23 protein-coding genes are annotated in these 25,578 nt (G+C 37.9%); 7 read left to right on the forward strand and 16 right to left on the reverse strand.

From position 1 onward, the window contains the following. Positions 1 to 2: 2 nt before the first annotated feature. Together KUI_RS04750 and alr are read right to left on the reverse strand one after the other, a co-directional pair. Positions 3 to 2,957: a TonB-dependent receptor domain-containing protein gene (locus KUI_RS04750; RefSeq protein WP_174263868.1), complete on the reverse strand. Its 2,955-nt coding sequence runs from the start codon at positions 2,955 to 2,957 to the stop codon at positions 3 to 5. Between the two features lie 113 nt (positions 2,958 to 3,070). Beyond that, complete coding sequence (gene alr / locus KUI_RS04755) at positions 3,071 to 4,309, reverse strand: alanine racemase (protein ID WP_013522715.1); 1,239 nt, start codon at positions 4,307 to 4,309, stop codon at positions 3,071 to 3,073. A 1,271-nt stretch (positions 4,310 to 5,580) separates the two neighbouring features. Between alr and KUI_RS04770 the strand changes: the two genes are divergently transcribed. The 3 genes from KUI_RS04770 (at position 5,581) to KUI_RS04780 (ending at position 8,728) form a co-directional block, all read left to right on the forward strand. Then, entirely contained in the window at positions 5,581 to 6,648 is a 1,068-nt protein-coding gene (locus tag KUI_RS04770) for a tetratricopeptide repeat protein (RefSeq protein ID WP_225971969.1), read from the forward strand. A gap of 183 nt (positions 6,649 to 6,831) precedes the next feature. Then, positions 6,832 to 7,839 (forward strand): PDDEXK family nuclease, encoded by a 1,008-nt coding sequence (locus KUI_RS04775; RefSeq protein ID WP_014840425.1) that lies wholly within the window; start codon positions 6,832 to 6,834, stop codon positions 7,837 to 7,839. Positions 7,840 to 8,062: 223 nt separating this feature from the next. Further along, positions 8,063 to 8,728, forward strand: a complete 666-nt coding sequence (locus KUI_RS04780) for a tetratricopeptide repeat protein (protein ID WP_014840426.1) — start codon at positions 8,063 to 8,065, stop codon at positions 8,726 to 8,728. A 67-nt stretch (positions 8,729 to 8,795) separates the two neighbouring features. On the opposite strand, the gene KUI_RS04785 is transcribed toward KUI_RS04780, so the two are convergent. The 7 genes from KUI_RS04785 to KUI_RS04815 all read right to left on the reverse strand — a co-directional run bounded on the left by KUI_RS04785 (position 8,796) and on the right by KUI_RS04815 (position 15,097). After that, entirely contained in the window at positions 8,796 to 9,110 is a 315-nt protein-coding gene (locus KUI_RS04785; protein WP_013522720.1) for an antibiotic biosynthesis monooxygenase family protein, read from the reverse strand. Then, positions 9,107 to 10,084, reverse strand: a complete 978-nt coding sequence (locus KUI_RS04790; protein WP_014840427.1) for a CobW family GTP-binding protein — start codon at positions 10,082 to 10,084, stop codon at positions 9,107 to 9,109. Before KUI_RS04790 ends, KUI_RS04785 begins: the two co-directional genes overlap by 4 nt. Then, on the reverse strand, positions 10,077 to 10,367 hold the full coding sequence (locus KUI_RS04795) for a hypothetical protein (protein WP_013522722.1): 291 nt from the start codon (positions 10,365 to 10,367) through the stop codon (positions 10,077 to 10,079). The genes KUI_RS04790 and KUI_RS04795 overlap by 8 nt, the downstream gene beginning before the upstream one ends. Before the next feature lie 56 nt (positions 10,368 to 10,423). Continuing rightward, the gene (locus KUI_RS04800) at positions 10,424 to 11,305 is read right to left on the reverse strand and encodes a polysaccharide deacetylase family protein (RefSeq protein WP_014840428.1); all 882 of its coding nucleotides are present in this window, start codon (positions 11,303 to 11,305) and stop codon (positions 10,424 to 10,426) included. Positions 11,306 to 11,383: 78 nt separating this feature from the next. Then, complete coding sequence (locus KUI_RS04805) at positions 11,384 to 12,355, reverse strand: ABC transporter ATP-binding protein (RefSeq protein ID WP_014840429.1); 972 nt, start codon at positions 12,353 to 12,355, stop codon at positions 11,384 to 11,386. Positions 12,356 to 12,437: 82 nt separating this feature from the next. Beyond that, the gene (locus tag KUI_RS04810) at positions 12,438 to 14,120 is read right to left on the reverse strand and encodes an ABC transporter permease (RefSeq protein ID WP_014840430.1); all 1,683 of its coding nucleotides are present in this window, start codon (positions 14,118 to 14,120) and stop codon (positions 12,438 to 12,440) included. Positions 14,121 to 14,128: 8 nt separating this feature from the next. Continuing rightward, positions 14,129 to 15,097, reverse strand: a complete 969-nt coding sequence (locus tag KUI_RS04815; protein ID WP_014840431.1) for an ABC transporter substrate-binding protein — start codon at positions 15,095 to 15,097, stop codon at positions 14,129 to 14,131. Between the two features lie 83 nt (positions 15,098 to 15,180). Between KUI_RS04815 and KUI_RS04820 the strand changes: the two genes are divergently transcribed. Genes KUI_RS04820 through KUI_RS04830 form a run of 3 tightly spaced genes read left to right on the forward strand, consistent with a single transcriptional unit; the run spans position 15,181 to position 17,731 of the window. Then, positions 15,181 to 16,053: a hypothetical protein gene (locus KUI_RS04820; RefSeq protein WP_014840432.1), complete on the forward strand. Its 873-nt coding sequence runs from the start codon at positions 15,181 to 15,183 to the stop codon at positions 16,051 to 16,053. Continuing rightward, on the forward strand, positions 16,050 to 16,904 hold the full coding sequence (locus tag KUI_RS04825) for a hypothetical protein (RefSeq protein WP_014840433.1): 855 nt from the start codon (positions 16,050 to 16,052) through the stop codon (positions 16,902 to 16,904). The genes KUI_RS04820 and KUI_RS04825 overlap by 4 nt, the downstream gene beginning before the upstream one ends. Then, on the forward strand, positions 16,901 to 17,731 hold the full coding sequence (locus tag KUI_RS04830; RefSeq protein WP_013522730.1) for a hypothetical protein: 831 nt from the start codon (positions 16,901 to 16,903) through the stop codon (positions 17,729 to 17,731). Before KUI_RS04825 ends, KUI_RS04830 begins: the two co-directional genes overlap by 4 nt. Before the next feature lie 121 nt (positions 17,732 to 17,852). Here the strand turns inward: KUI_RS04830 and gltA are convergent, their stop codons facing one another. Genes gltA through sdhC form a run of 6 tightly spaced genes read right to left on the reverse strand, consistent with a single transcriptional unit; the run spans position 17,853 to position 22,745 of the window. Further along, a complete protein-coding gene (gene gltA / locus KUI_RS04835; protein WP_013522731.1) occupies positions 17,853 to 19,163 on the reverse strand; it encodes a citrate synthase in 1,311 nt (436 codons plus the stop codon). 36 nt (positions 19,164 to 19,199) lie between these two features. Further along, complete coding sequence (locus KUI_RS04840; RefSeq protein ID WP_013522732.1) at positions 19,200 to 19,457, reverse strand: FAD assembly factor SdhE; 258 nt, start codon at positions 19,455 to 19,457, stop codon at positions 19,200 to 19,202. A 1-nt stretch (position 19,458) separates the two neighbouring features. After that, positions 19,459 to 20,175: a succinate dehydrogenase iron-sulfur subunit gene (locus tag KUI_RS04845; protein ID WP_095675571.1), complete on the reverse strand. Its 717-nt coding sequence runs from the start codon at positions 20,173 to 20,175 to the stop codon at positions 19,459 to 19,461. A 7-nt stretch (positions 20,176 to 20,182) separates the two neighbouring features. Further along, positions 20,183 to 21,958 carry a succinate dehydrogenase flavoprotein subunit gene (gene sdhA / locus KUI_RS04850; RefSeq protein ID WP_013522734.1) on the reverse strand — a complete coding sequence of 592 codons (1,776 nt, stop codon included), beginning with the start codon at positions 21,956 to 21,958 and terminating at the stop codon, positions 20,183 to 20,185. Continuing rightward, on the reverse strand, positions 21,958 to 22,332 hold the full coding sequence (gene sdhD / locus KUI_RS04855; RefSeq protein ID WP_013522735.1) for a succinate dehydrogenase, hydrophobic membrane anchor protein: 375 nt from the start codon (positions 22,330 to 22,332) through the stop codon (positions 21,958 to 21,960). The genes sdhA and sdhD overlap by 1 nt, the downstream gene beginning before the upstream one ends. Beyond that, positions 22,332 to 22,745: a succinate dehydrogenase, cytochrome b556 subunit gene (gene sdhC / locus KUI_RS04860; protein ID WP_013522736.1), complete on the reverse strand. Its 414-nt coding sequence runs from the start codon at positions 22,743 to 22,745 to the stop codon at positions 22,332 to 22,334. Before sdhC ends, sdhD begins: the two co-directional genes overlap by 1 nt. Positions 22,746 to 22,884: 139 nt before the next feature. Here sdhC and KUI_RS04865 point away from each other — a divergent pair, with 139 nt between their 5' ends. Continuing rightward, complete coding sequence (locus KUI_RS04865; RefSeq protein WP_014840435.1) at positions 22,885 to 23,874, forward strand: malate dehydrogenase; 990 nt, start codon at positions 22,885 to 22,887, stop codon at positions 23,872 to 23,874. Between the two features lie 244 nt (positions 23,875 to 24,118). Here KUI_RS04865 and KUI_RS04870 read toward each other — a convergent pair whose 3' ends face one another. Continuing rightward, positions 24,119 to 25,561: an NAD-dependent succinate-semialdehyde dehydrogenase gene (locus KUI_RS04870; protein ID WP_013522738.1), complete on the reverse strand. Its 1,443-nt coding sequence runs from the start codon at positions 25,559 to 25,561 to the stop codon at positions 24,119 to 24,121. Positions 25,562 to 25,578: the final 17 nt, after the last annotated feature.

Consider the following 25,578-nt stretch of genomic DNA (forward strand, 5'->3'; position numbering starts at 1 on the left):
CTTTAGTATCTATAATCTATGCTTAAAATCGCAGTGCGTCCTCTTGCATAATTATCCCCTACATGAGCAAAATCACCCGCTCCAGATTGAAATAAAAATTGATTTGCTGAATCATTTCCAGCATCAAGGGGATTTATATACCCTTTATTAAATACATTTTGCACCTCAAGTTTGACACTTAAATTCTCATGTGGCTGGTATGTTGCATATAAATCAACTATAACTGGTTGACTTTTAAGCGTGCCAGTTTTCTTCGTAAAACCACATAGGTGATTAATAATATATCCTGTGCCATCGACGTTAGGTCTAGCTGGTGCTCCGCTACAATCCATAGGTACAGCATCATAGGCTTTACTTATCTTACTAGGTCCATAGTATTTAGCTATGCCACCAATCGTTAATTTACGCTTAAAGAATCGTCCTCCCAATTCAATAGAAGCATAATCCTTAGGCAACATAGTAAGCTTAGTTAAACCATAACCCTGAAAGTATCTTTCACGACCATCTTTAGAATCAACATCTGGACTTGCATCAGTAAAGTTTAGTGGTTGATTTGTATTTTGTCTTGCGTATGCTAAATTAGCAAAAAATGCACCAGAATCATAATTTAATTCAACTTCTAAACCTTTTATATTCACAGGAACTTTGCTATTTTTGTGATAAATATACCAGTCAAATCCATATTTTCCATAAGAGTCTTCACCGATAAACCTATTTCCCTTGATGTTATAGATGTAGTTATCAATTTTAGTTTTATATGCAAGAAACTTAAATCCTATATAATCTCCTTCGGTAAATACATTTTCTTTAAACGTATTAAAGCCCGCTTGCATGGTTTTAGCTATTTCAGGTTTTAATCCTGAATCAACACCTGAATCTGATAATTCAGAAAAATACATTTCTGTGACATTTGGAGCTCTGTGAGTTCTTGAAAAATTCACAAATGGAGTAAACCAATCGCTTATGTTTGCAGCTAAACCTATATGATAATTTAGATATCGATTAGTACCTCGTTGTATTTCCTCATAGTTCCAATCTTTGGGATCTGAAGATACGGTATTAAATAAATCCTGTGCCATATCAAGCTTCATCTCCTCCCACCGCTTATCGACAAGTTGATCGATTTGATCTTTAGGTAAACCCTCTTTTTTCAAGCGTTTTCTTAACTTTCCTAACTCAGCAAAAGGATAAGAATTTCTTCTTTTTAAATCATCAAAGTCTTTATTATCGATTACACCATCAGGCATAACACCATCTTCATTTTCCTCTGTACCTCCAGCTATATCTAGCGTTTCATCGAATTCATAAATCAAATTTTCTGAAATAATTTTCTCATATTCGGGATTTGCAAATGAACCCTTATAGGAATTTTTTCCAAATGATGGATTATCGCTTAATGCAAATATATCTTTTGAATATTTTTCTTTTAGCCATGCTCTACGAGAAGGCCCGTTTAAACCTTTATACAAATAGACTTTGCCCCAGTGATCTGCCTTTGCATAATTAAGATTTACATCAAGCGTAAAGATACCCCAATCCAAACTATTATCTAAATATACAGAATGAAAATCCTGACCACCTTCAGGTTGAACGGTATTAGATAATCTTCCGCCAACCATGTAGTTACCATCAAATAAAGAGGTGTCAAAAAGCAGATTATTTGAGTTTGATATATAATTAATTTCGAACGGATTACGGTTCCGTTCATATTTATTTTTAAGTAAATTAAAACCAACAGTTGTTTTAAGATTAGCCTTTTCTGATAGCTTCATCCTAAAAGTATTATTAATATCTAAAGTGTCCGATGTGTTCTTTAGATCTAATTCTTTAAATAGCTTAAAACTTTGAAACCTAGCAGCTTTATCAAAGTGTTGTTTGCCTATTGTTCGTGCATAAAGAATATTGAAATCTAAGAAATTATTACCTTCTGGATGCAGGCTGTAATCAGCCTGATAAGTTTTTTGAGTTATTTTCCTACCAGACAACTCAGTACTGTAATCCCTATATTGAAGAGTAGCTTTATTTAAATCATCTAAATACTGAATTTTCGCTATATGACTTAAAGGCGTTTGCTTTAAATCCCTTTCTAATTTACTAGGGTCGTGATCATAGGAGTTTCCGTATTGATCTTCATATATATCGTATGGGACGGTAACTTTAATGGTTTTCTTTTCTACACCACCACCTTTTTTATTTCCCTCAACAACTCTAAGAACAGTGTTATAACCTTGGCGACCTGTCTTATGATAGACACGAGGTTGAACATTACCCCCTACTTTATAATCCTCGGAAATGTGACGTGTTGAGATGCCATACAGAAATGAAAGTTCACCATTTTGACCAACTGCATGTCTATAAGCCGTAATAACACCTGCATTTGGGCCAATTGCATTATTACCAACAGACCCATTTAATTGCAACCCAAAAGATTTACCCTCATTTATAATGTCACTCGCTTCAACAGTTTTAAAATTAGATGATCCCATAAGAGCATTAAGACCGCCCTTACCGGAAAACCCACCCCTATCAATTTCAATACCCTTTAAGAAATTCGGGTCAACCAAGCTTCCATATGTTGAAGTACCACCAGCCTTACTTCCGTTATCGGATGAAGCCGCATAGAATGTTTGAGAAACACCATCAATCATCGTGTTAACACGACCAAACCCACTTAACCCACGAATATTTACATTAACAGCACCTGAAGTTTTATCAATATTTGTAAACGCACCTGGCACCGATCGCATAATATCATCAACCGATTTTGTATTATTTTTTTCGATTTCGCGTACTGACTTTGCCGTCGGAGCAATATAAACCCCTTGCTTTGTTGCCGTTGAACTAGCATTTGAAATTACATCTATGGAGTTTAGCTCGGAAGAATTTGTTTGTGGCAATGCTCCTGAAGACCCAAATGCAAGCACTATCGCCGCATAATTTGTTAACACCTTTTGCATTCTTACCCTCGATAAAATATTACAGTTTGTAAACACGAAAGCAAGGATATCACATTTTAATGGTAATGATAATAATTATCATTACCATTCGCAAAGAATTGTGACAATCAAGATTAATTAGTTGTTGTAGGTTTTGCTATTCGAGGATTTGAATTTCCCCACACTGTATAAAGATCGGCAAGTAAGGCTCCGTTGATTTCCTCGATATCGGCCTGCTCTACTTTTGCATCTCCCTGAGTGCCAAAAATCACTACTTCTGCCCCCTCTAAAATATCAGGAAAATCTGTAACATCCACCATAGTAGTATTCATAGACACTCTACCTACCACAGGAACTTTATGCCCATTAATAAGAACATAACCTTTATTAGAAAAAATACGTCTATAACCATCAGAATACCCAAAGGGCAAATTCGCCAGCATTGAGTCTCTTTCTAATTTAAAAGTTCTGTCATACCCTACCGTTGAACCTTTTGGATAATGATTTATATTTGCCACTCTCGATTTAAATGAGAGTATACGTTTGTATTCAGTTCTCGTAGGTATAGAATCCCCATACAGAAGTCCACCTGGTCTAACCATATCGAAATGTGCTTCTGGAACTGTCAAGGTTGTATAAGAATTAGCAGTATGAATGACGATTTGATTGCGATTTAACCCTGCATTTTCGATTAGCCACTTGGAATCTTCATTAAAACGAACCAAATCCTTACGAATAATTTCCTCATTTTCTTCTGGATAGTGAGTCATAATACCCACTACTTTTAAATTAGAAAACTTAGTAAGCTCAAGTGCTTCTGCCCTACCATTATCTGTAGACATATCAATTCCATTTCTATCCATACCAGCAGAATTCAGTGAAATGTGAATTCGTACATCTTTCCCCGCTTCCTTAGCCAAAGCATTAATAGTTTGAGCTTGTGTCACATCCCCTACAAGCTCTTCCATATCATATTTAAGACCATCCTTAATTTCATTTATAGATGCCGCCCGAACCCTCATAATAGTGCCTTCATAATTGTGAGCTCTTGCGATTCGGGCCTCTTCATTGCTGGCAATACCAATGCATGGCACATTCATTTTTATAATACTAGGCATCAAAAGATTAATACCATGACCATAAGCATCAGCTTTAAGAATTGCACAAACCTTAGACTTACCATTAAGCAATTTTTGGAGTTCCGCAATATTATTTTCGAAGGCCTGAACATCAACCTCTATCCACGCATTAGCAGATAACTCTGATAACTGACTAACCTTCACATCATCTGTACTAAGTACAGGTGCAGAGTTACTTTGAGCAGCAAAAAGTGAAGCAATAACAATAGTTAGCGATTTAAGTGGGTACTTCATATTTCTTAACCTCAAAAAGTATAGGAACTTTCATGATAAGTTAAGAAATAAAATAAAAATCAGAGGGAAATTACTAATGTCGTTATGGAAAAAACGTTACAGTCTCAAATCTATCGATTGCAATGTTATTTTCTACAAAATACATTCTTCTCATTCTGTATATGAGATTAGCAAAAATATAATAATAGGAAAAGCTGAACACATAAACTCAAATAATGTAGTCAATCCCCTACCTGATAAAAGAAGGATATCTAATCATTCATTTTGGTTACCGAAAAAATTTCTTCAAAAAATTATTAATCAAAACGAAAAAAAGCTCGCTGATACATAGATTTTTTAAAATTGATTTATAGCCTCTTGCTTCGGCTTTATATCAATTTAAAAGTTTCTGAGCATGTTAGCCATTTAAACAACACATCAACAACTCGGCCACCAAGCGGAGTGAGACGGAGGTGCGTTGTCAGCACCGCAGTCGAACGAAGCCCACGAACGAAGCTCACAAACAAACCCTCATTCAAAACCTCGACCTCAACACTGGTTCACATCCCAACCGCCTCACCTAGATTCAATACACCTAAAACCATGAAACACCAACACATCAACAACTCGGCCAGCAAGCGGAGTGAGACGGAGGTGCGTTGTCAGCACCGCTAATCGAACGAAGCCCACGAACGAAGCTCACAAACAAACCCTCATTAAAAACCTCGACCTCAACACTGGTTGAAAACCTCAACCGCCTCCCCAGATTCAATACACCTAAAACCATGAAACACCAACACATCAACAACTCGGCCACCAAGCGGAGTGAGACGGAGGTGCGTTGTCAGCACCGCTGTCGAACGAAGCTCACTAACGAAGCTCACAAACAAACCCTCATTCAAAACCTCGACCTCAACACTGGTTGAAAACCTCAACCGCCTCCCCAGATTCAATACACCTAAAACCATGAAACACCAACACATCAACAACTCGGCCACCAAGCGGAGTGAGACGGAGGTGCGTTGTCAGCACCGCAGTCGAACGAAGCCCACTAACGAAGCTCACAAACAAACCCTCATTCAAAACCTCGACCTCAACACTGGTTGAAAACCTCAACCGCCTCCCCAGATTCAATACACCTAAAACCATGAAACACCAACACATCAACAACTCTGCCACCATGCGAAGTGAGACGGAGGTGCGTTGTCAGCACCGCAGTCGAACGAAGCTCTCATGTATAATTAACTAACATCTGACAACACGTACCCCAAGCGGAGTGAGTCAGAGGTGCATTGTCAGCACCGAAGACGAACGAAGCTACTGGAGTTCCCCCTATGAAACCGCTTCTCAACATTGTTTTCAATTTTTCATGTGCATTTGCACCTCTTATTTCTGCTGTAATTTCAACTTCAGTTTTTGCACAGGAATCGACTAGCAACTGGTCTATTGGTTTTGGTACATCAGGCAAAGCCACTGTCGAAAAGGAAAATTTAGTATCAAATTCCTCAAATAATAACCCTATCGATAAGCTAAATTCAGCACTGAATAAAACTGAACCAAATGTAAATCCATTGCCACTTTCGACTATTGAAGATAGAGCAAATAAAGGGGATGCTCATTATCAGTTTGAACTTGGATATATGTATTACAAGGGTGATGGGGTTACTCAAAATCATCCACTTGCTGTCCAATGGTATGAAAAGTCTGCTGCTCAAGGGTTCAACCATGCCATTACTAATTTGGGTTTTATGTATATGATGGGCTATGGGGTTGATAAAAATTATTCCAAGGCCATTGAGCTTTACGAAAAGGCTGCATCTAAGGATTTCACTGAGGCATATTTCCATTTAGGATACATGTATGAGAAAGGTTGGGGTGTGGAACCTAGTTTAGAAAAAACAAATGAGTTGTATGAAAAGGCCGCCAATAAAAATCACACCGAAGCTCAATATAACTTAGGAATTCATTATCAGTTCGGTAAGGGCGTGACCAAGGATGACAAAAAGGCTATGGAATGGTACAAAAAAGCCGCAGAAGCTGATCATTATTTAGCTCAAAGAAATTTAGCTTACCTATATGAAAAAGGCGAAGGTGTTGAACACGATTATGATTTGGCAATGGAGTGGTACAAAAAGGCCGCCAAACATAATGATCCTGTTGCACAGAATAATCTCGGATTGTTGTACGAGTACGGAAAAGGTACTTCTAAAAATTGGAAGAATGCAATTATGTGGTATACATTGGCATGTGACAATCATGAAAAAGCTGGATGCGAAGGAAAGGATCGCATAGAAGCTAAAATAAAAAAGGAAAACGAAGATAAGAATAAGACCAAGATAGAAAACCCATCGAAAAAATGAAACTAAATTTATTCATATTAGGCACAATAAGGGCTTCAAAGAATGCCCTTTTTCCTATACTGATTTTAAAAATATTAAATTTAGTAAAATAAGTAACATATTGAAAATTAAGTATATTTCATTCGTTGTAACAAGAATGTAATACTTTGTATTTAAAATCTCCTTATCAAATGGGAGGAACACATGGCAAACAAAATTAAACAAGCTGACTGGATGCAGTTTGAAATTGACTGCACAGACTACCTAAACAAAACTTACGGTAAGTTTTTCGATCATAAGGGTGGAGGTAACTCATATCTAAGCGATATCGAGTGCAAAAAGCCAGGTCATAACTTCTTTATTGAATGCAAAATGCCTAAGGCACAAAGCGGTCAGTTTGTTTTAAAACCTGATTTTGCTACTAAAAGTTTTGCATTTTCTACTAAAGAGCCTTCTGCAGGAATTTGGGCTCAAGCTATTCAAAAATATCTCTCTGACGAAAAAGTATTCGACAAAGTTGTAAACGGTAAAGAAGACGTAAATCAATTCATCCCTACTCTAGTTCTTATCCAATGGGTCAAAAAAGCAATGATCCAAAAAAGAGTTAAGTATGTAATTTCTGCTAGAGTTAACGCTAAATACACAGGTGATTTTAAAGTTCTACTTATTCCAGTTGAACAAATTCAAAATTATTTTGATATTAGTGCTTCGTACAGATTTAAATACAATGGTTCTAGTGAATTGAGTGCATCTGATAGAAGTGCTTCAATGCTTGGCATAATTCAAAGCAATTTCGGTGGTTCAAATTTAAGATGGGAAGTAGATGGTTCATTAAAATCTGACTCTGCCCTTCGTTTATCAGGAAATAACAGCACATCATTTGGTGCAACCAATCAATCAAGAGGATTTAGCATTAGAGAGATTGCACACAATACATACAAAGTAAACAAACTTTCTAATAGTGGCTCTATGACTTTGGCATTAAGTATCACTCAAAGACCTACTATTCTAGAGACGATGATTGATCAAAATATTGCCAAATTTGAATCAATTGAGGGCTTTACAAAATCTAAAAAAATCAATAAAGATGAAGAAAAAGTCCCTTTATTAGAAAGAGATCCAAAAGACCCATTTGGCTATCTGAAAAAGTTTGCTTCTAGAAGCGATAAAAATGCAATGAGCCTAAAAAAAGAAATTCTTAACCAAGCTTAGCAAGTAATAATTTTTCAAGTTCACCCTACCCTCAGTGACTGTTGTCCTGAGGGCTTTTTTATATAGTGGTCTAAATTGTGAGATAAATAGTAATAGATCTCGAAACAAAGCTCAATAACTGATATAAAGAAAAAAATGGGACCAACATCACACTATTTACTTCGGAGTACATTATGAAAAATATATTAAGTTCAATTTTGTTTGCTATGGGAATTGCGTTTGCATGGCCAACATATGCACAAAATCAAAAACTCCACCTGAAGCTAATGAACTAATTCTAAGATTCGAACAAGGTGATTCTAATGCAGCTTCTACTTTAGGATATAACTATTTATTCGGGGCGGATGGGTTTCCTAAGAATACTTCCTTGGCCAAAGAATGGCTCGAAAAGGCTGTGAAAATGAATAACTTAGATGCTGCGGTTACATTGGGCTGGATGTACTCAAAGGGTATCGGTGTTGAAAAAGATACTAGTAAAGCCTTCGAGCTCTATAATTTGGGGGCTGATGGCGGTCAAAGGGAAGGCTTATTCAATTTAGGCAACTACTTTATGAACAGAATTTATGTCCAAAAGGATTATGAAATGGCAATGAGATATTTTATTAAAGCTGCAAACCTTGGACAGACGAATGCCCTCAACAATATAGGATACATGTATGAAAGATCAATGGGTGTAAAACAGGACCTACCGATGGCTTTTAGGTATTATAAGAAATCGGCAGATTTTGATATTATTGCCGGTCAATTCAATGTCGCTAGAATGTATATGTTTGGTCTAGGTACTGAACGAAATAAAGATGAGGCTATTAGGATATTCAAACTTTCCTGCGAGAATGGCTATGAAAATTCATGTAAAGAGCTTAAGAAGATTAGTCCAAGTAGTAATTAAAACATCTTTTGAATAACCTATTGGATTACATACACGAATCCCCAACAATCCGCAACCAGCACACCAGTTACCCTAAAACAACTTCAAATGCCTCCATTACAGGATGTTCAGCATACATATGTTTATTGAGAGGTATGGATTTATGCATTTCTTTATAATTTTCTGAAGTTTTCCAAGACTCAAATGCTTCTTTACTTTCCCAAACACTGCAAGAAGAGAATACAACAATTTCTCCATCCAATTCTTTATCAAGTTTTAATAATTTGAAATCCACCAAACCCTGAACAGTATCGATATTTTTATAGGATTCATCCCAGATCCCAGGGTATTCACTTTCATATTTTGCGTGAATTTTAAAACGATTCATAGTCATGTATTTCATGATTTCTCCTTAAATATCTTCATAAATGTGTGGGCTGACTTGCGGATTTTCTCTATATCTACGCCACGGCAAATAAACAATAGCCTTGAAAGACCATCGCCCCAAAGTGGCTCCAGCAGGTGTTCTGGCGGATAGATGCAATGCTGAACACCATGCAAAAAAACTGGTTTTTCTTGCCCTTTTAAGTAGAGCATACCTTTTATACGCAATATAGACTCTCCATATTGTTTAAGCAAGATATTTAACCACAAACCGAACACAGTCCAATCCAAAAGCTTATCAAAAACTATAACACCAGACTGTGTTTCATTATGTATTTTAAAGCCCTCAGAAGAGAATGGTATATTATGAAACTCAGTCCGTGCTTCCTCGGTCGCAAATAAATTCGAAGTATTTACAAGTTTATCATGGTCTATCCATGCACCATTTGAGCCAAGCCCCTCAACTCTGCTCTTAATTAGCCTCTCTTCTTCTGCAGAAATTAAATCACGTTTAGATAAAACCCATGTATTGCTGGCAATGACTTGCGGAAGCCACTCAGGATGCGTGGTTGACTGAGTAATTGCCAACGTGCCATCAATAACGCATGTCATACCATGAACTACAAACTTACTTTTTAAATGAGTATCAAAGCTAAGGGTATTAAGCATTGAAGCGGGATTAGCTAGACCCGTAGTTTCGATAATAATATTTTTAAAAGGAGTAATTTTGCAGGCATTTTGATCAGAGAGCACTTTCAGCAGGGTTTCCTTAACATCGGAAAGCACAGTACAACAGATACATCCCGACGACAGCAAATAAGTGTTTTCATGGACTTGCTCTACAAGCAAATTATCGAGTCCAATTTCACCCAACTCATTAACCACAACAAGTGTGTCACTATTCGCCTCATGAGCAAGAATATTTTTAATCAGGGTGGTCTTACCGCTACCTAAAAACCCAGTTATAACGTGTATTGGAATTCGATCAGGCATCAAGTCTCGCAAGATAAGCCTCATCCAGAATATCAAAGCTTGGTTGCATAAGCTCAACTTTCAGCCACAACTCATGCAATCCATTCGCAAGTTCACGCCTACCAGTAGGTCCCTCTAAAACATAATTTACGCCCTGAGAATCGTAAACTTTAATATGGGTAGGTTTTAGTATTGCATTTATGATGGCAATACGCCTGTACCTCTCCTGCCTACGTGGAAGTTCATCCGATAATGTATCTGTCCAATCCGTTATTTCGGCGATTAGACCACAAAGTCCACACATATATCTTAAGACTGTGCGAGAAAGTGTATGAACCTCCTCTCACACAAGTTATCTTATTAATTTTGACGAGGACAGCGTTTTGCGAAATCATCTGCGATTTCGTTCATAGTCACAATCTTCACGCCATCATGCGATTTGATATGCTTGATTAGACGATCAAGCATAAGTAAAACTTGAGGGCGTCCTGACACATCAGGGTGAATAGTAATTGGGAATACAGCATAATCCATATTTTCGTAAACCCAGTCGAATTGATCACGCCACATATCCTCTATATCTCGTGGATTCACAAAGCCATGACTGTTTGGAGATTTTTTTATAAACATCATAGGAGGCAAATCATCGAGATACCAACTTGCAGGAATTTCAATTAAATCTGATTCCGTACCACGAACAAGAGGTTTCATCCATGATTCTGCATCTTGACTGTAATCTATTTTGGTCCACTTATCTCCCACACGTACATAGTACGGTGTGAAATCATTATGCATCAAGCTATGGTCATACTTTATACCCTTCTCTAGTAAAAGCTCGTTTGTTACATTGCTAAACTCCCACCAAGGTGCCACATAACCAGTTGGAGCTTTACCTGATAAATCCTTAATTAAATCGAAGCACTTATCAAGAACAGCTTGCTCCTGCTCTCTAGTCATGGCAATAGGATTCTCATGGCTATATCCGTGCATACCTACTTCGTGACCAGCTTTCACAACCTCAGCCATTTGCTTTGGAAATGTCTCAACTGAGTGACCTGGAATAAACCAAGTTGTAGTCAAACCATGCTTTGCAAAAAGATCTAGAAGTCGTAAAGATCCAACCTCACCCGCAAATAAACCGCGAGAAATGTCATCTGGTGAATCCTCTCCTCCATAAGAGCCAAGCCAGCCTGCAACAGCATCTACATCAATACCAAATGATACGAAAATTTCTTTAGCCATAATATGCCTCCTTACCTATATGTCTTTATGATATCACTATGATGTGACAACTAGTAGGCGGTTTCTAATCTCTAGAGTCTAAGAAATCTTCGAATACTTTTCTAACTCAATCCCAATTCTCGAACCAATATCAATAAGATCTTCTGAGTAGAACAATATCTCTTGCCCATCTTCTAAATCTGCATTATAAGCATAGTGAGCACCTTTAAATATACGTTCTTTTACAACAACCTGTAAATTCGCAAAATTACGTACATGTACATGCTGAGGGCGGACGAGAATATTGCCACCAATTGAAGGAAGGTTTAGGATGGAGCCTTTGCCGATAAATCTGGCAACCCACTCCGAAAGAGGCTTGTTATAAAGGTTCTCAGGGGTATCAAACTGTTCAACCCTACCTGCATTCATCACTGCAATCTTATCTGCAAGAGCCATAGCTTCGGCTTGATCGTGTGTCACATAGATAAATGTAGCACCCGTTTTGCGCTGAAATTCACGGAATGTGCGTTCCATCGAACCACGAAGATGCTGATCCAAATTCGCAAGGGGCTCGTCAAGAAGCACTATTTTAGGTGTTGATACGAGGCAACGTGCAAGTGCGACGCGTTGACGTTGACCCCCGCTTAGCTCATTGGGGTAGCGGTCTGCGAAATTCTCTAAATTAACGGCTTTAAGGGCATCATGCACACGGGACTTATACTCTTGCCCTTTTATACCCTTAAGTTTTAGGGCGTAACCGACATTTCCGTCAACGTGCATATGAGGCCAAAGTGCATAAGATTGAAAAACCATACTAATTTCACGTTTTTCAGGGGGTATATGAACTTGCTTATAAGGAGTGGCACTTGAAAGAATTTTTGAACCAAAGCGAATCTCACCTTCTGAAACGGGTTCAAATCCAGCAATCATACGAAGCAAGGTGGTTTTACCACATCCAGATGGACCAAGTAGGGCTATGAATTCACCCTTTTCGAACTCGAGTGATACATTTTGCACGACCTGATTGTGGTCGTAAAATTTAGAGATATTATGAAGAATAAGTCTAGTCATAGCTTTCAGGCAAATGTACGATTTTATCGTACATTTGAAATTTCTAAATAAAATCAATGAGTTATATAAAATTATAAGCTCATTAACTCCTCCACGGGATTACGCCCTTAGGAATGTACCTGGAAAACATATCCAATACAAGCATAAGCAAAACTACAATAGCCACAACCACAACAGACATAGCAGAAGCCATAATCCCATCACCACTCTCTTCCATATTAAAAATAAGGACGCCGACGGTTTCATTGCCAAAAGACCAAAGCAACGCAGATACCGTCAATTCATTGAATGCAAGCAGAAAAACAAGAATCATCCCCGCAAAAGAAGCAGGCACAAGCAATGGAAAAATTATGTCACGCAGACGTTGCATACGCCCCGCCCCGCACAACTGTGCCGCCTCCTCAAACGAATCGTCCATCTGCATCATAGTGCTCTCTATTGGCTTAAATCCAACCGTAAAAAAACGGGAAAGATAGGCAAAAAATATCGTCCAAATCGTACCATATAAAACAATATCAATAAGTGGCAATGGCCTAGCAAATAGCAGAATTACTGCGATCGAAAGAACAACACCTGGCAATGCATACGGGACATCCATCGCAATCTGCAACCAATTCACAAGACGACTTCGCGATTTTGTAAACCACAACGCAAGTGGAATCCCAATCATTACAATACACATAGCCGCACCGATAGACAAAAAGAAACTATTTTTAAATGCTCGCCAGGTCACACTTTGGGGCGTAAACAAATTCGCATAGCCATGAAGGCTTAGTGTATCCCATGTAAGAACAACTCCCTGAGCTGGAACTAAAGAGCTTATTACTAAAGCAATAAGAGGTACTACTAAAATTAAAGTTAAAAAAATAGCAATACCGCCTTCAATCCAAATACGCCCTTTCCCTAGCTTAAAACTAAGAGGCTTTCCAGGAAGTCCCATAATTTGCATCTTACGTTGAAAGTAATTTTGCAACCACACGACAATAAGCGATAAAGATGCAATCAAAACAGAAATTGATGCCACCTGATCTATCATGGTTGGCCCAAAATCAGCCATTTTTTGATAAACCAAAGTTGGCAATACATAAAACGAAGCTGGAATCCCTAGCATTGCAGGGATTCCAAAATTACCAAGTGCTGAAATAAATGCTATAGCTGCAGCTGCTACTATAGCATTTTTACAAAGTGGCAATATCATGTCCACAAGCACATCCCGAAGTGATGCCCCGCTTAGGCGTGCTGCCTCTATTAGCTCTTTAGGAATATTCAGTATATTTGTGCGAATAGTCAGAAACACCAAAGGTGCACTCTGAATACCCAAAAGCAAAATAATCCCCCAATCTGAATACAAAGGTTGCTTAGAGCCAAGATCAGGAGCAAGCCCTATCATTTTTAACAAAGCACTATTAGGACCCATCAGCTGAAGCCAACTTAAAGCCATAACTTGAGGCGGTATCATCATGGGCAACATAAACATCATGACGAAAAAGCTTTTAAATCGCACATTTGTTAATGTTATAAGTAGTGCAAGTGAACCTCCAATGATGAGGGATAGAAGCATTGCCAGCCCAGAAGTATATAGGCTATTAAATGTGGCCGTCCATGTAGAACTTTGGGCCATTATTTTGGAGAAAGAGGATTTATCGGCCTCTGCAATATCCATCAATACCTGCAGAACAAGTCGGGCAGTTGGTAAGACCGATATAATCAGAATAATAAAAACCAACCCCCAAATTATGGGAGTTGGCAATGAACTTCTCTTCAACGGTATGATTAATTAAAGATTTTAGAGAATTCTTCTTTGTCTTTTTCAGTATTTTCTAAAGCTTTAGCTGAATCGAACGGTAGAAGTTTTATATCCTTACGATCAGGGAAGCCAGCCGGAGGTGTTACACCATTTCGTGCTGGAAGATAGCCCTGTTTAACAACAAGCTCTTGTCCTTCTGCAGAAAGCAGGAAGTCCACAAACTTAGATGCGAGCTCCTGATTTTTTGAGCTTTTTAGAATCGCAACTGGCTCCGTAACCATAGAAACACCTTCTTGAGGAAATACAAATTCTACAGGTGAACCCTTAGCTTTTTCACGGATAGCAAGATAATCAACAAGCACACCATATGGTTTTTCGCCAGCTGCTATTGCTTTAAGAACACTTCCATTACCTTTTATTGGATTCATATCGTTTTCTTTAAGAGCCTTGTAGTAGTCCCAACCGAATTCAGGATTTGTAGTTAATGCTGACAAATGTATTAGAGCTGCACCAGAGTAAAGTGGGCTAGGCATAGCAGCTTGACCTTTTAATTCAGGCTTTGTTAGATCCTTCCAAGATGCTGGTTTAACTTTTGCATCCTTGTGATATGCAATACCGGTAGTAATCAATTTTGTACCGTAGTAATACCCTTCTTTATCGTAAAGAGCTTCATCATAATTTGATTTTTCTTTTGAGTCGTGAGTCGCTAGTAAACCCTCTTTTTTCAACTGCTCTAAAGTCACACTATCAGCAATAAGTAGTAAGTCAGGTTTTGTTACACCAGCCTCTAACTCTGCACGAAATTTTGTCATAAGTTTAGTAGTACCATCACGCACCCACTCAACTTTAACACCAGGGTTAGCTTTTTCGAATGCTTCCACAGTCATCTGAGCATCGGCTACTGGTTGTGAAGTATATAAAGTTAGATTTTGAGCTTGGGTTGCAGTCATAGCGAACAAGCCTGTAACAACTAGAGGAATTAATTTCTTGATCATACTCGTCTCCATAAAATTCTTGTAATTTTATGCAGTTATTGTTTAACTATGATTTCAAATATCCTTGTAAAAGTACAGTCTATATGATTCGGTTTCTAGTATTTATTTTGTTATCCTTTTCTTTTAGGGTGGCAATATCCTCCCCGCTTTACCCTATACCTTCAGAAAAACACAGTTATGTCGCTTGCATCGATAAAGAGGATAGTTCTGCTATTAATCAATGCCTTGAAGAAGAACTTAAAAAAATTAAAAGTTTTAATGAACGTTTATTAATGGGACCTGATGATTTAATTAGGAAAGTTAACGATCATGAAATTGATCCTTACTCAAGTAAAAATATTTACATCAAACATAATATAGAAATTTGGAATGAATACCTAAAAATATCCAGAGAAATTGACTATCTATCTCTAAAAAATAAAGGGATGGGTGGTAATTTTTCGTTACCTCTTTACTATGAACTCATTCAGTGGGATCAAAGAAGTGATTTCCTCAAAAATCTGCATGAATTCTACGAAAAGATTTTAAGTTTAAATTTTTTAGGTAAATTTAATACCAATTTAACTTTAGTGGTACCTTACGTAGATGAGTTAAAAGTTGAATCAGTGGAGCATAATTGCTCGTCAACTGAGGATAACTTAATTTGTCTTTTACAACTAGCGGAACAGGAAAAAACTAGATTCTTCATACTTAAAAACGCTTTATTAGCATTTGATTCAAGTAATCAAGTTAATTCATACGGGAAAACCAAACTAGGAAAATCTCTTAATCTTTGGGAAGACTATATGACTAGCTCATGTGATTTATATAAATTAGAAGAAATCTATAAGGGGTACTATTTCAAAGACTATCATAAGTGTAGATATGACTTTTATAAAAATAAAAATGATGAGATTTTAAATATCTACAAAGAAATTTCAAAATCATTTAATTCTGTTTTTGGGGACTATGAATGAGAATTTGGTTTTTCATGTTTTTATTTTTTAGCTCTTATTCATGGGCTGGAATTTGGCCTCAATATGAAGCTGAAAAAATTTTCACTAATCTAATAGGTGATTGTGAAGAGGTTATAGATCCTGATAAAACTCGTGAATGCGCAAACTTAAACGTTAATTTGCTTGAATCTGAAACTAAATCAAAAGTGTATGAAGCTGAGTTAATTTTAGATTTAGATAAAAAGACTGAATACAAGAGTACATTAAAAAATAATTTAAAGGAGGCTTTAGGTGAATGGAATATTTTTACAAATTCATATTGTGAGTTAAAAAATTCTGGCGGTTTCCCCGATAAAAAAGATGAAAAGTTAATTATAGATTTGTGCAAAGTACAATCATCAACTTTGATAAATTCTTTCTTGGATAAATTTATTTCATTTCAAAAAGAAAAACTTCTAGCCCAATTTGAATCCTCAGTACACCACAGCAAATATTATGAAGCTTCGTATAAATTATTAAAGCATAAAGATCATATAGATTGTGCGGTACACAAAGCATTGCCAACTTGTATTTATGATGAATTGAAAAAAATAAAGTTAAAGAGGATTTCTAATAAAGAAGAATTTGTTAGGGGGCTAAGGTGGATATCTAAAGAATCAGAAACGGAAGCAAATGTTGCAATTGAACAATTTGACCTCTTTGAAAAGGTTATGGATTCAAGTTCTAACTTTATCAGCAATTTTTGTGTTTTGGTAAATCCAAACCATATTGATAATTCCTATTTAGAACTTGAATGCACAAGAGATGGATATAAATTTTTCGACCTATTGCTTGAAATTTGGAACGATAATCATCACTGGGGTTTTGAATGAAAATTTTTAAATTTTTAATTCTTTTTTTTATGTCTTCTTTTGCATGTGCACAGGTCAACGAAAAGATAAACCCCATCAAAGAGGAGGAATGTTATAGTGCTTCAAGCCCGTATGCATTTGAAGATTGTTTAGCAAAAGTAATAAAGAATATAGATGCTCAAAATATGAACTATATAGCTAGACTTAAAAAATCTAACTTTTATGGTTTCAATATATCTGATGTAGATTCTGAACAAAACAAAAATTCTATCATCGATCAAGCATTTGGTGACTGGAAATTATTTCTAATAAATATATGTACAAGTAGAGAATGGTATCAAGATCAAAACTCTGATGGAGATTTATTTTGCACATTGCGTCTGACTAAACTTTTTTCTAAAGATCTAAACAATCTTGAGGTACATTTAAAAAACAACTCTAATCAAAATAAAGAGGAAACCTCCAAAAATACCAAGAAAAAGGAATTCAGCATAGAGACTTACAAAAGGGCAAACAAATCCTTAAATCTGATTTTCGAACTTATTAGACTTTCTTACTTTGTGCCTAAAGATAAATATCTTACGCCTAATAGTTTTATTAAGGAACATGAAATTATTAATTATGCTGAAAGTTCACTAACAGGTTACATAAACTTATATTGCATAATATACGCAACCGAAACTAATGAGAATTTCTATATTAATTCTGATTTCAATGAGCCTTCGTACGCTTCTTGCAAAACTAATTTGATTAATGAATATTTAGATCAAGTTAAAAGTCTGAGGTTGGGTGAATTAACTAAATTACATAAATATATCTACAGAAAACCTAAATGGTATTCTAATTAGGTTCTCGATAATTTGAGTGAAATATTGACGGACGCATTGCCACAAAAAAGGTCACCCGAAAGTGACCTTATACTCTTTAATGGTCGGGACACCCTAAAGTGACCTCAATCATAAACATATTTTATTTTCTATCTGCCATGTCAGGCACTGATCTACGAGTTTCACCCACATAAAGTTGACGTGGTCTACCAATTCTGTAATCAGGGTCAGATATCATTTCACTCCATTGAGAAATCCAACCTACTACGCGAGCTAGTGCAAACACCGCAGTAAATAACTGCGTAGGAATACCAATCGCACTTTGTACAATTCCTGAGTAGAAATCTACGTTTGGATATAGTTTGCGTTCTACAAAGTAATCATCTTCTAGAGCAATGCGTTCTAGTTCCATAGCTAGTTTAAATAAAGGATCATTTTCAAGACCAAGCTCTGCTAATACTTCCTTGCATGTTTGTTGCATCAATTTAGCACGAGGGTCGTAGTTTTTATAAACACGGTGACCAAAGCCCATCAAACGAACACCAGATTCCTTGTCTTTTACTTTTTCCATAAACTCGCCAACTTTAGCCACGCCACCATCGGCTTGAATTCTTTCAAGCATTTTTAAGCATGCTTCGTTTGCACCACCATGTGCTGGTCCCCATAGGCAAGAAATACCAGCTGAAATTGCAGCATATGGATTTGTACCTGATGATCCGCACAAACGAACCGTTGAAGTAGATGCATTTTGCTCGTGATCAGCATGAAGTATTAAGATACGGTCAATTGCTCTTTCAAGAACAGGATTAACTTTATATTCCTCGCATGGATTAGCGAACATCTGACGAAGGAAATTACCTGCATATGAAAGATTATTATTAGGGTGCATGTATGGTTCACCAATTGTGTACTTGTGAGCCATAGCAACTAATGTAGGCATCTTAGCTATAAGTCGAATTGAAGCAATTTCACGATGTTCTGGATTATTAATATCCAAACCTTTATCGTAAAAAGCAGCCATTGCACCTGTTAAGCCAACCAAAATAGCCATAGGATGAGAGTCGCGACGGAAGCCACGTAATAGCATGTGTACTTGCTCATGTACTAAATTGTGATGAAGCACACGATAAGAGAAATCTTCTCTTTGTGCTTGATTAGGTAGTTCGCCATTTAATAAAAGATAGCAAACTTCCATAAAATCACACTTAACAGCAAGCTCTTCGATTGGGTAACCTCTATAGTAAAGCTCCCCTTTAGCACCGTCAATATAAGTGATGTTAGACTCGCAAGATGCAGTGGACATAAATCCAGGATCATAAGTAAACATGCCTGTCTGAGCATAAAGTTTACGTATATCGATTACGCTTGGGCCAACTGATCCATCATAAATAGGTAGCTCAACGTTATCTTGGCCTTCAATGCTTAATACGGCTTTTTTTTCTGATGTTTTCATTGTGATACTCCTCAGTATTTTGTGTACTATACCCATCTAAGATTGCATAAGTTTAACAAGCCGCAAAATATTTGGATTGTTATAGGGACTTTCGAGTTCGGCTGACCCTAGTAAGACCTGCAACAGGGTATTATCATCAAGTTCAAAAAGAGTCATTAGGCTTTGGACATCGTCCTTAGTCAATGAATTCTCATATTGATCTAAAAATTTGGTAATAATCAGATCGTTTTCAAGAAGTCCGCGACGCGACCTCCAACGAAGTAGGTCACGTTCACTATCGGATAACGTAGCCATTTTAAACGGTACGTCTCACAAGCATTTCTTTAATTTTGCTGATAGCTTTAGAAGGGTTTAACCCCTTAGGACAGACATCCACACAGTTCATAATTGTATGGCAACGGAATAGTCTATATGGATCCTCAAGATTATCTAAGCGTTCTGATGTGGCTTGATCTCGGCTATCTGCGAGGAAACGGTAAGCCTGAAGAAGACCTGCTGGCCCAACGAATTTATCAGGGTTCCACCAAAATGATGGGCAAGATGTAGAACAGCAAGCACATAAGATACACTCATACAAACCGTCTAACTCTTCACGTGCCTCAGGTGATTGAAGACGCTCTTTTTCAGGAGGGTGATCCTCATTAATTAAGTAAGGTTTTACTGAATGGTACTGATTAAAGAATGATGTCATATCCACGATTAAATCGCGAATCACGGGTAAACCTGGCAATGGACGAAGTACAATTGGCTCTTTTAAATCACGTAAATTTGTGATGCATGCCAATCCATTTTTACCGTTAATATTCATGGCATCTGAGCCACATACCCCTTCTCGACAAGAACGACGAATTGAAAAGCTATCATCCACATCATTTTTAATGCGAACTAAAGCATCAAGTAGCATCTTATCGTTTGGTCCAAGCTCCACATCAAGCTTTTGCATGTATGGACGTTCGTCCTTATCAGGGTCATATCGGTAAATTTCAAATTTTACGGTGCGTTTAGTCATGATATCCAACTTAGAATGTACGAGGTTTTGGAGGGAAAGTATCAACAGTCAATGGTTTCATATGAACAGGTTTGTATTCTAGTGAATCCGTTTCTGAATACCAAAGAGTATGCTTCAACCAATTAACATCATCACGCTCAGGGAAGTCATTAAGAGCGTGAGCTCCGCGACTCTCGTCACGATTAGCTGCTGATTTGATAGTCGCTTTGGCGACTTCAATCATATTTTCAATCTCAAGTGCTTCCTGGCGGGCCATATTAAACACTTTTGATTTATCTTTAAAATGAATTTGCTTAACTTCTTCTGCACAAGTAGCGATTGCAGCTACACCCTTATTCAGAAGTTCTTTTGTACGGAATACACCGCAATGAGCCTGCATAGTGTTTCGTATTTTACTACCTACATCTTGAACTTTAAGACCACTAGAACGAGTTTCTAAAGCATGAACACGATCGAGTGATTTCTGTACATTCTCTATTGGTAGTTCTTGATGTGAATGTTGCTCAGTTAGTTTTTCTGAAATTATATGATTACCAGCAGAACGACCAAAGACAACAAGGTCAAGCAATGAATTCGTACCTAAACGATTTGCCCCATGAACAGAAACTGCTGAACATTCACCAATAGCATATAAACCATTTACCACTTTTTCTTCACCATCCTTCCATTGAACAACTTGTCCATGATAATTAGCTGGAATACCACCCATTTGATAGTGAATAGTAGGAACAACAGGAATTGGCTCCTTAATAGGATCCACATTAGCAAAGCGAATAGCAATTTCACGAATAGATGGAAGACGTTTTTTAATCACATCCTCGCCTAAATGATCAAGTTTAAGTGCTACATAAGAGCCATCACCTACACCACGACCTTCTTTAATTTCCTGGTCCATAGAACGAGACACAAAATCTCGAGGAGCTAAGTCTTTTAACGTAGGAGCATACCTCTCCATAAAGCGTTCACCATCTTTATTAAGAAGAATACCACCCTCTCCGCGCACACCCTCAGTAATAAGAACACCAGCTCCCGCAACTCCAGTTGGATGAAACTGCCAGAACTCCATATCTTGTAGGGCAATGCCTGCACGTGCAGCCATACCTAATCCATCACCAGTATTAATAAATGCATTTGTAGATGCTGCCCAAATACGACCAGCCCCACCAGTTGCTAATACTGTGCGTTTCGCTTCAAGAATATATATATCTCCTGTCTCCATCTCAAGTGCAGTAACACCCAAGACATCCCCATCATCGTTACGAATTAAATCTAAAGCCATCCACTCAACAAAAAAATGTGTACGTGAAGCAACGTTACGTTGATATAAGGTGTGAAGAAGGGCATGACCAGTACGGTCAGCAGCAGCACAGGCCCGTTGTACTGGTTTTTCACCAAAATTTGCTGTGTGACCTCCAAATGGACGTTGGTATATAGTTCCATCAGGGTTACGGTCAAAAGGCATACCAAAGTGTTCAAGTTCATAAACAGCTTCAGGAGCTTGACGGCACATAAATTCAATAGCATCTTGGTCACCAAGCCAGTCAGAACCTTTTACGGTATCATACATATGCCAGTACCAATTATCCTCAGACATATTACCTAATGAGGCTCCAATACCACCTTGAGCTGCTACTGTGTGAGATCGAGTCGGGAAAACTTTCGATAAAACCGCTACGTTAAGACCAGCCTGTGCAAGTTGTAGAGAGCAACGCATGCCTGAGCCACCCGCACCTACAACCACAACATCAAATTTGCGACGAGGTAAAGAAGATAAAACAACAGACATTAAAGACTCCAAATTACAAAACAGAAATACATAGACATAGCGATTAGCCAAAAAATTGTAAAGATGAATAACACCAAACGAAGCATCCAACAGTCAATATAATCCATCCAAACATCGCGAATACCAATCCATGCATGCCATGCTAAAGTAAAGAACACTAAGGTCACACAGATTTGGCCAGCAGGTATACTTAATACAGTGAAAGTGAAAAGGTGCAACCAATTTTCATAGGTTACAGGAGTAAATAAAAGGGTAAGTAGAAAAAACACAGAGTATATAGCAAGCAAAGTTGCCGTTAATCTTTGAACTATAAAACCTATAGTTCCGTAGTGAGCACCGACAGCCCTCTTTTTAGTACCGAACAATTCAGACATTACAGAACTCCAAACAGTTTAATAGCAAACACAAAAGTGAGGACAAGGCTCACAATGAAGACAATTTTTGCGCTTTTACGTGCAGAGACTTTATCCATACCTATATGCAAATCAAGTATAAGGAAACGGATACCAGCACAAAGGTGGTGCATAAAGCCCCATAATGCCACAATACAGACCACACGAATAATAAAGCCCGAAAAACCAGTAGCCAAACTATTAAACATAACAGGTCCTGATAGGCTGTTACGGAAAAGATGAATAAGAATTGGGAGGCTCAGAAAAATTAAAACACCGCTTACACGGTGCAAAATCGATAAAATCGCTGGCAATGGTAGTTTATAGGCCCTAGTAATTTTATCGAATTCAATGTTCCTAAACTCTCGGCGTGGCTTTTGAGTACTCTCAGACATGAATTGATACCTATTGTTAAATATAAAACTTGTAAGATTATAATATTTTTTAATCTACATGTTGAGTTTGATTAGTGAATTTGGGGCATTAATAGGTTTAAAATTAAACGTTTAAACAGAAAAATTTACGGAGTTATAAATGTCGAAACCTGCTGTTCGTGTAGCTGTCACTGGTGCTGCTGGCCAAATTGGATATGCAATTTTATTTAGAATCGCCTCTGGTGAAATGTTGGGTAAAGATCAGCCCCTAATTCTTCAACTTTTAGAAATACCAGACGAAAAAGCTCAAAACGCACTTAAAGGCGTAATGATGGAACTAGACGATTGTGCATTCCCTCTTCTTCAGGAAGTTACTGCTCATAGCGATCCAAAGACTGCTTTTAAAGACGTGGACATTGCCATCCTAGTTGGTTCTCGTCCTCGTGGACCAGGTATGGAGCGTAAGGATTTACTTCAAGCTAATGCTCAAATATTTACAGTTCAAGGTGCTGCTTTAAATGAAGTAGCAAAACGCGACGTAAAAGTGCTTGTAGTAGGCAATCCAGCTAATACTAATGCATACATTGCTATGAAATCTGCACCAGACCTTCCAGCTAAAAATTTCACTGCGATGGTGCGTTTAGATCATAATCGTGCATTGACTCAAATGGCACGTAAAGCTGAAGTAGATGTAAAAGATATAGATAAATTTGTTGTTTGGGGTAACCATTCTTCTACTATGTATCCTGATATCCGATTTGCTGAAGCTTCTGGCGTTAATCTAAAAGAGAAAATTGCTGATGATAATTGGATAGAAAACGAATTCATTCCTACAGTGGCTAAACGTGGTGCTGCAGTCATTGCAGCTCGTGGTTTATCATCCGCAGCATCTGCAGCCAATGCGGCGATTAATCATATTCATGATTGGGTTTTAGGCACAAACGGTAAATGGGTTACTATGGGCGTTCCATCTGATGGATCTTATGGTATCCCAGAGGGTATTATGTACGGCTTTCCTGTGACTACTGAAGGTGGTGAATACAAAATCGTCCAAGGGCTTGATATCGACGAAGATTCCCGCAAACGCATGGATGCTACTTTGGCTGAACTTGAGGAAGAGCGTGCGGGCGTTGCAGATTTGCTTAAGTGATTTTGATGTATGGGTTTTTGCAATAAAGCCCTGAATAACAAACTATTTGAGAGCCCTGCTATTGCGGGGCTTTTTTAATATATGATCTTAGAAAGCTTTCTCTCAGAGAGAGATAAAAAGAAAGCAATACTATCAAGCCCTTGAAAAGTTCCATACAAGCGAATCTTAAGAAAGCATGGAACTTTTATTAGCAAATTATTTATCTGAAAGACTAGATTTCTACATTTCTATTAGAGCTTAGTATCTAAGAAACATTACCCACGCAAATATATTTGATCTCCAGATAGTCATCAATACCATATTTTGAGCCTTCGCGACCGAGTCCAGACTGCTTAACGCCACCAAATGGAGCCGCAGCATTAGATATCAAACCAGTGTTTACGCCGACCATCCCATACTCGAGTTTTTCAGACACTCGAATAGTTTGATTCAAATTTTCTGTATAAATATAAGAAGCTAATCCGAAAATCGTATCATTAGCTAATTTGATCGCCTCGTCTTCATCTTCAAATTTAAATACGGGAGCGATAGGTCCGAAAATTTCTTCTTTCGCTACAAGCATATCGGTAGTGGCATTTGAAATTACTGTAGGTTCAAAAAACAAATCTTTACTTTTGCCACCAGTCAATATGTCAGCACCTTTATCGGTCGCATCTTTCAAAAGCTTTGTAGAATGTTCTAAGGCTTCTTCATTAATCATCGGACCTATGATTACACCATCGTCTACACCATTGCCAACCTTAAGATCTGCAACAGCTTTAGAAAATTTATCGCAAAATTCATCATATACCTTAGATTGAACATAAATACGATTTGCACATACGCATGTCTGTCCAGCGTTGCGGTATTTGGCTGCTACGGCACCTTCTACCGCCGCATCAACGTCTGCATCGTTGAATACTATAAAAGGAGCATTGCCACCCAACTCTAGGGAGATTTTCTTAATGGTCGAAGCCGATTGTTGCATCAATAAACGCCCAACTTCAGTAGAACCCGTGAAGCTGAATTTACGCACGATTGGACTTTCTGTGAGCACTTTGCCGATTTCGCTTGATTTACCTGTAATTACATTGAACACGCCAGGCGGAATGCCAGCCTCGAGAGCTAGAGCTGCCATAGCCATTGCAGAAAATGGAGTTTGAGATGCAGGGCGAGAAACAAATGTACACCCAGCAGCTAGAGCTGGAGCCACTTTGCGAGCAATCATAGCGTTTGGAAAATTCCAAGGGGTAATAGCAGCACACACGCCAACAGGCTGTTTTATAACCACTATGCGTTTATCGCCGCTTGGAGCTGGGATAGTATCACCATATACACGCTTAGCCTCTTCTGCAAACCATTCGATATAAGCTGCTCCATACAGAATCTCGCCCTCAGCTTCTTTGAGCGGTTTACCTTGCTCAATAGTTAGCAAACGTGCAAGCTCCTCCTTATGCTCGATCATAAGGTCAAACCATTTACGTAGCAAATTTGAGCGTTCATTTGCAGGAAGTGCAGACCAATTTGGCAATGCCATCTGAGCCTCCTCCACCGCCTGCTCTGCCTCTTTAGTGCCCATCTTTGGAACTGTGCCTACTGTTTCACCTGTGGCTGGGTTGGTTACTACAATGGTTTCGCCACTAAGTGCGTCCATCCACTGATCGCCTATAAGTGCCTGCTGTTTGAATATTAATGGATTGAATTTCATGCTACCCTCTTAATTTA

Origin of the sequence: Taylorella equigenitalis ATCC 35865 (assembly GCF_000276685.1) — a bacterium.
Classification (GTDB): domain Bacteria; phylum Pseudomonadota; class Gammaproteobacteria; order Burkholderiales; family Burkholderiaceae_B; genus Taylorella; species Taylorella equigenitalis.

Excerpts from the sequence above, each read along its gene's own strand:
- sdhD (WP_013522735.1), bottom strand. The coding sequence starts at position 22,332 with ATGTCTGAATTGTTCGGTACTAAAAAGAGGGCTGTCGGTGCTCACTAC.
- KUI_RS04820 (WP_014840432.1), top strand. The coding sequence starts at position 15,181 with ATGATTCGGTTTCTAGTATTTATTTTGTTATCCTTTTCTTTTAGGGTG.
- KUI_RS04805 (WP_014840429.1), bottom strand. The coding sequence starts at position 12,355 with ATGACTAGACTTATTCTTCATAATATCTCTAAATTTTACGACCACAAT.
- KUI_RS04785 (WP_013522720.1), bottom strand. The coding sequence starts at position 9,110 with ATGAAATACATGACTATGAATCGTTTTAAAATTCACGCAAAATATGAA.
- KUI_RS04790 (WP_014840427.1), bottom strand. The coding sequence starts at position 10,084 with ATGCCTGATCGAATTCCAATACACGTTATAACTGGGTTTTTAGGTAGC.
- sdhC (WP_013522736.1), bottom strand. The coding sequence starts at position 22,745 with ATGTCTGAGAGTACTCAAAAGCCACGCCGAGAGTTTAGGAACATTGAA.
- KUI_RS04840 (WP_013522732.1), bottom strand. The coding sequence starts at position 19,457 with ATGGCTACGTTATCCGATAGTGAACGTGACCTACTTCGTTGGAGGTCG.
- KUI_RS04830 (WP_013522730.1), top strand. The coding sequence starts at position 16,901 with ATGAAAATTTTTAAATTTTTAATTCTTTTTTTTATGTCTTCTTTTGCA.
- KUI_RS04780 (WP_014840426.1), top strand. The coding sequence starts at position 8,063 with ATGGCCAACATATGCACAAAATCAAAAACTCCACCTGAAGCTAATGAA.
- KUI_RS04870 (WP_013522738.1), bottom strand. The coding sequence starts at position 25,561 with ATGAAATTCAATCCATTAATATTCAAACAGCAGGCACTTATAGGCGAT.
- sdhA (WP_013522734.1), bottom strand. The coding sequence starts at position 21,958 with ATGTCTGTTGTTTTATCTTCTTTACCTCGTCGCAAATTTGATGTTGTG.
- KUI_RS04750 (WP_174263868.1), bottom strand. The coding sequence starts at position 2,957 with ATGCAAAAGGTGTTAACAAATTATGCGGCGATAGTGCTTGCATTTGGG.
- alr (WP_013522715.1), bottom strand. The coding sequence starts at position 4,309 with ATGAAGTACCCACTTAAATCGCTAACTATTGTTATTGCTTCACTTTTT.
- KUI_RS04800 (WP_014840428.1), bottom strand. The coding sequence starts at position 11,305 with ATGGCTAAAGAAATTTTCGTATCATTTGGTATTGATGTAGATGCTGTT.
- KUI_RS04795 (WP_013522722.1), bottom strand. The coding sequence starts at position 10,367 with ATGTGTGGACTTTGTGGTCTAATCGCCGAAATAACGGATTGGACAGAT.
- KUI_RS04775 (WP_014840425.1), top strand. The coding sequence starts at position 6,832 with ATGGCAAACAAAATTAAACAAGCTGACTGGATGCAGTTTGAAATTGAC.
- KUI_RS04815 (WP_014840431.1), bottom strand. The coding sequence starts at position 15,097 with ATGATCAAGAAATTAATTCCTCTAGTTGTTACAGGCTTGTTCGCTATG.
- KUI_RS04865 (WP_014840435.1), top strand. The coding sequence starts at position 22,885 with ATGTCGAAACCTGCTGTTCGTGTAGCTGTCACTGGTGCTGCTGGCCAA.
- KUI_RS04825 (WP_014840433.1), top strand. The coding sequence starts at position 16,050 with ATGAGAATTTGGTTTTTCATGTTTTTATTTTTTAGCTCTTATTCATGG.
- gltA (WP_013522731.1), bottom strand. The coding sequence starts at position 19,163 with ATGAAAACATCAGAAAAAAAAGCCGTATTAAGCATTGAAGGCCAAGAT.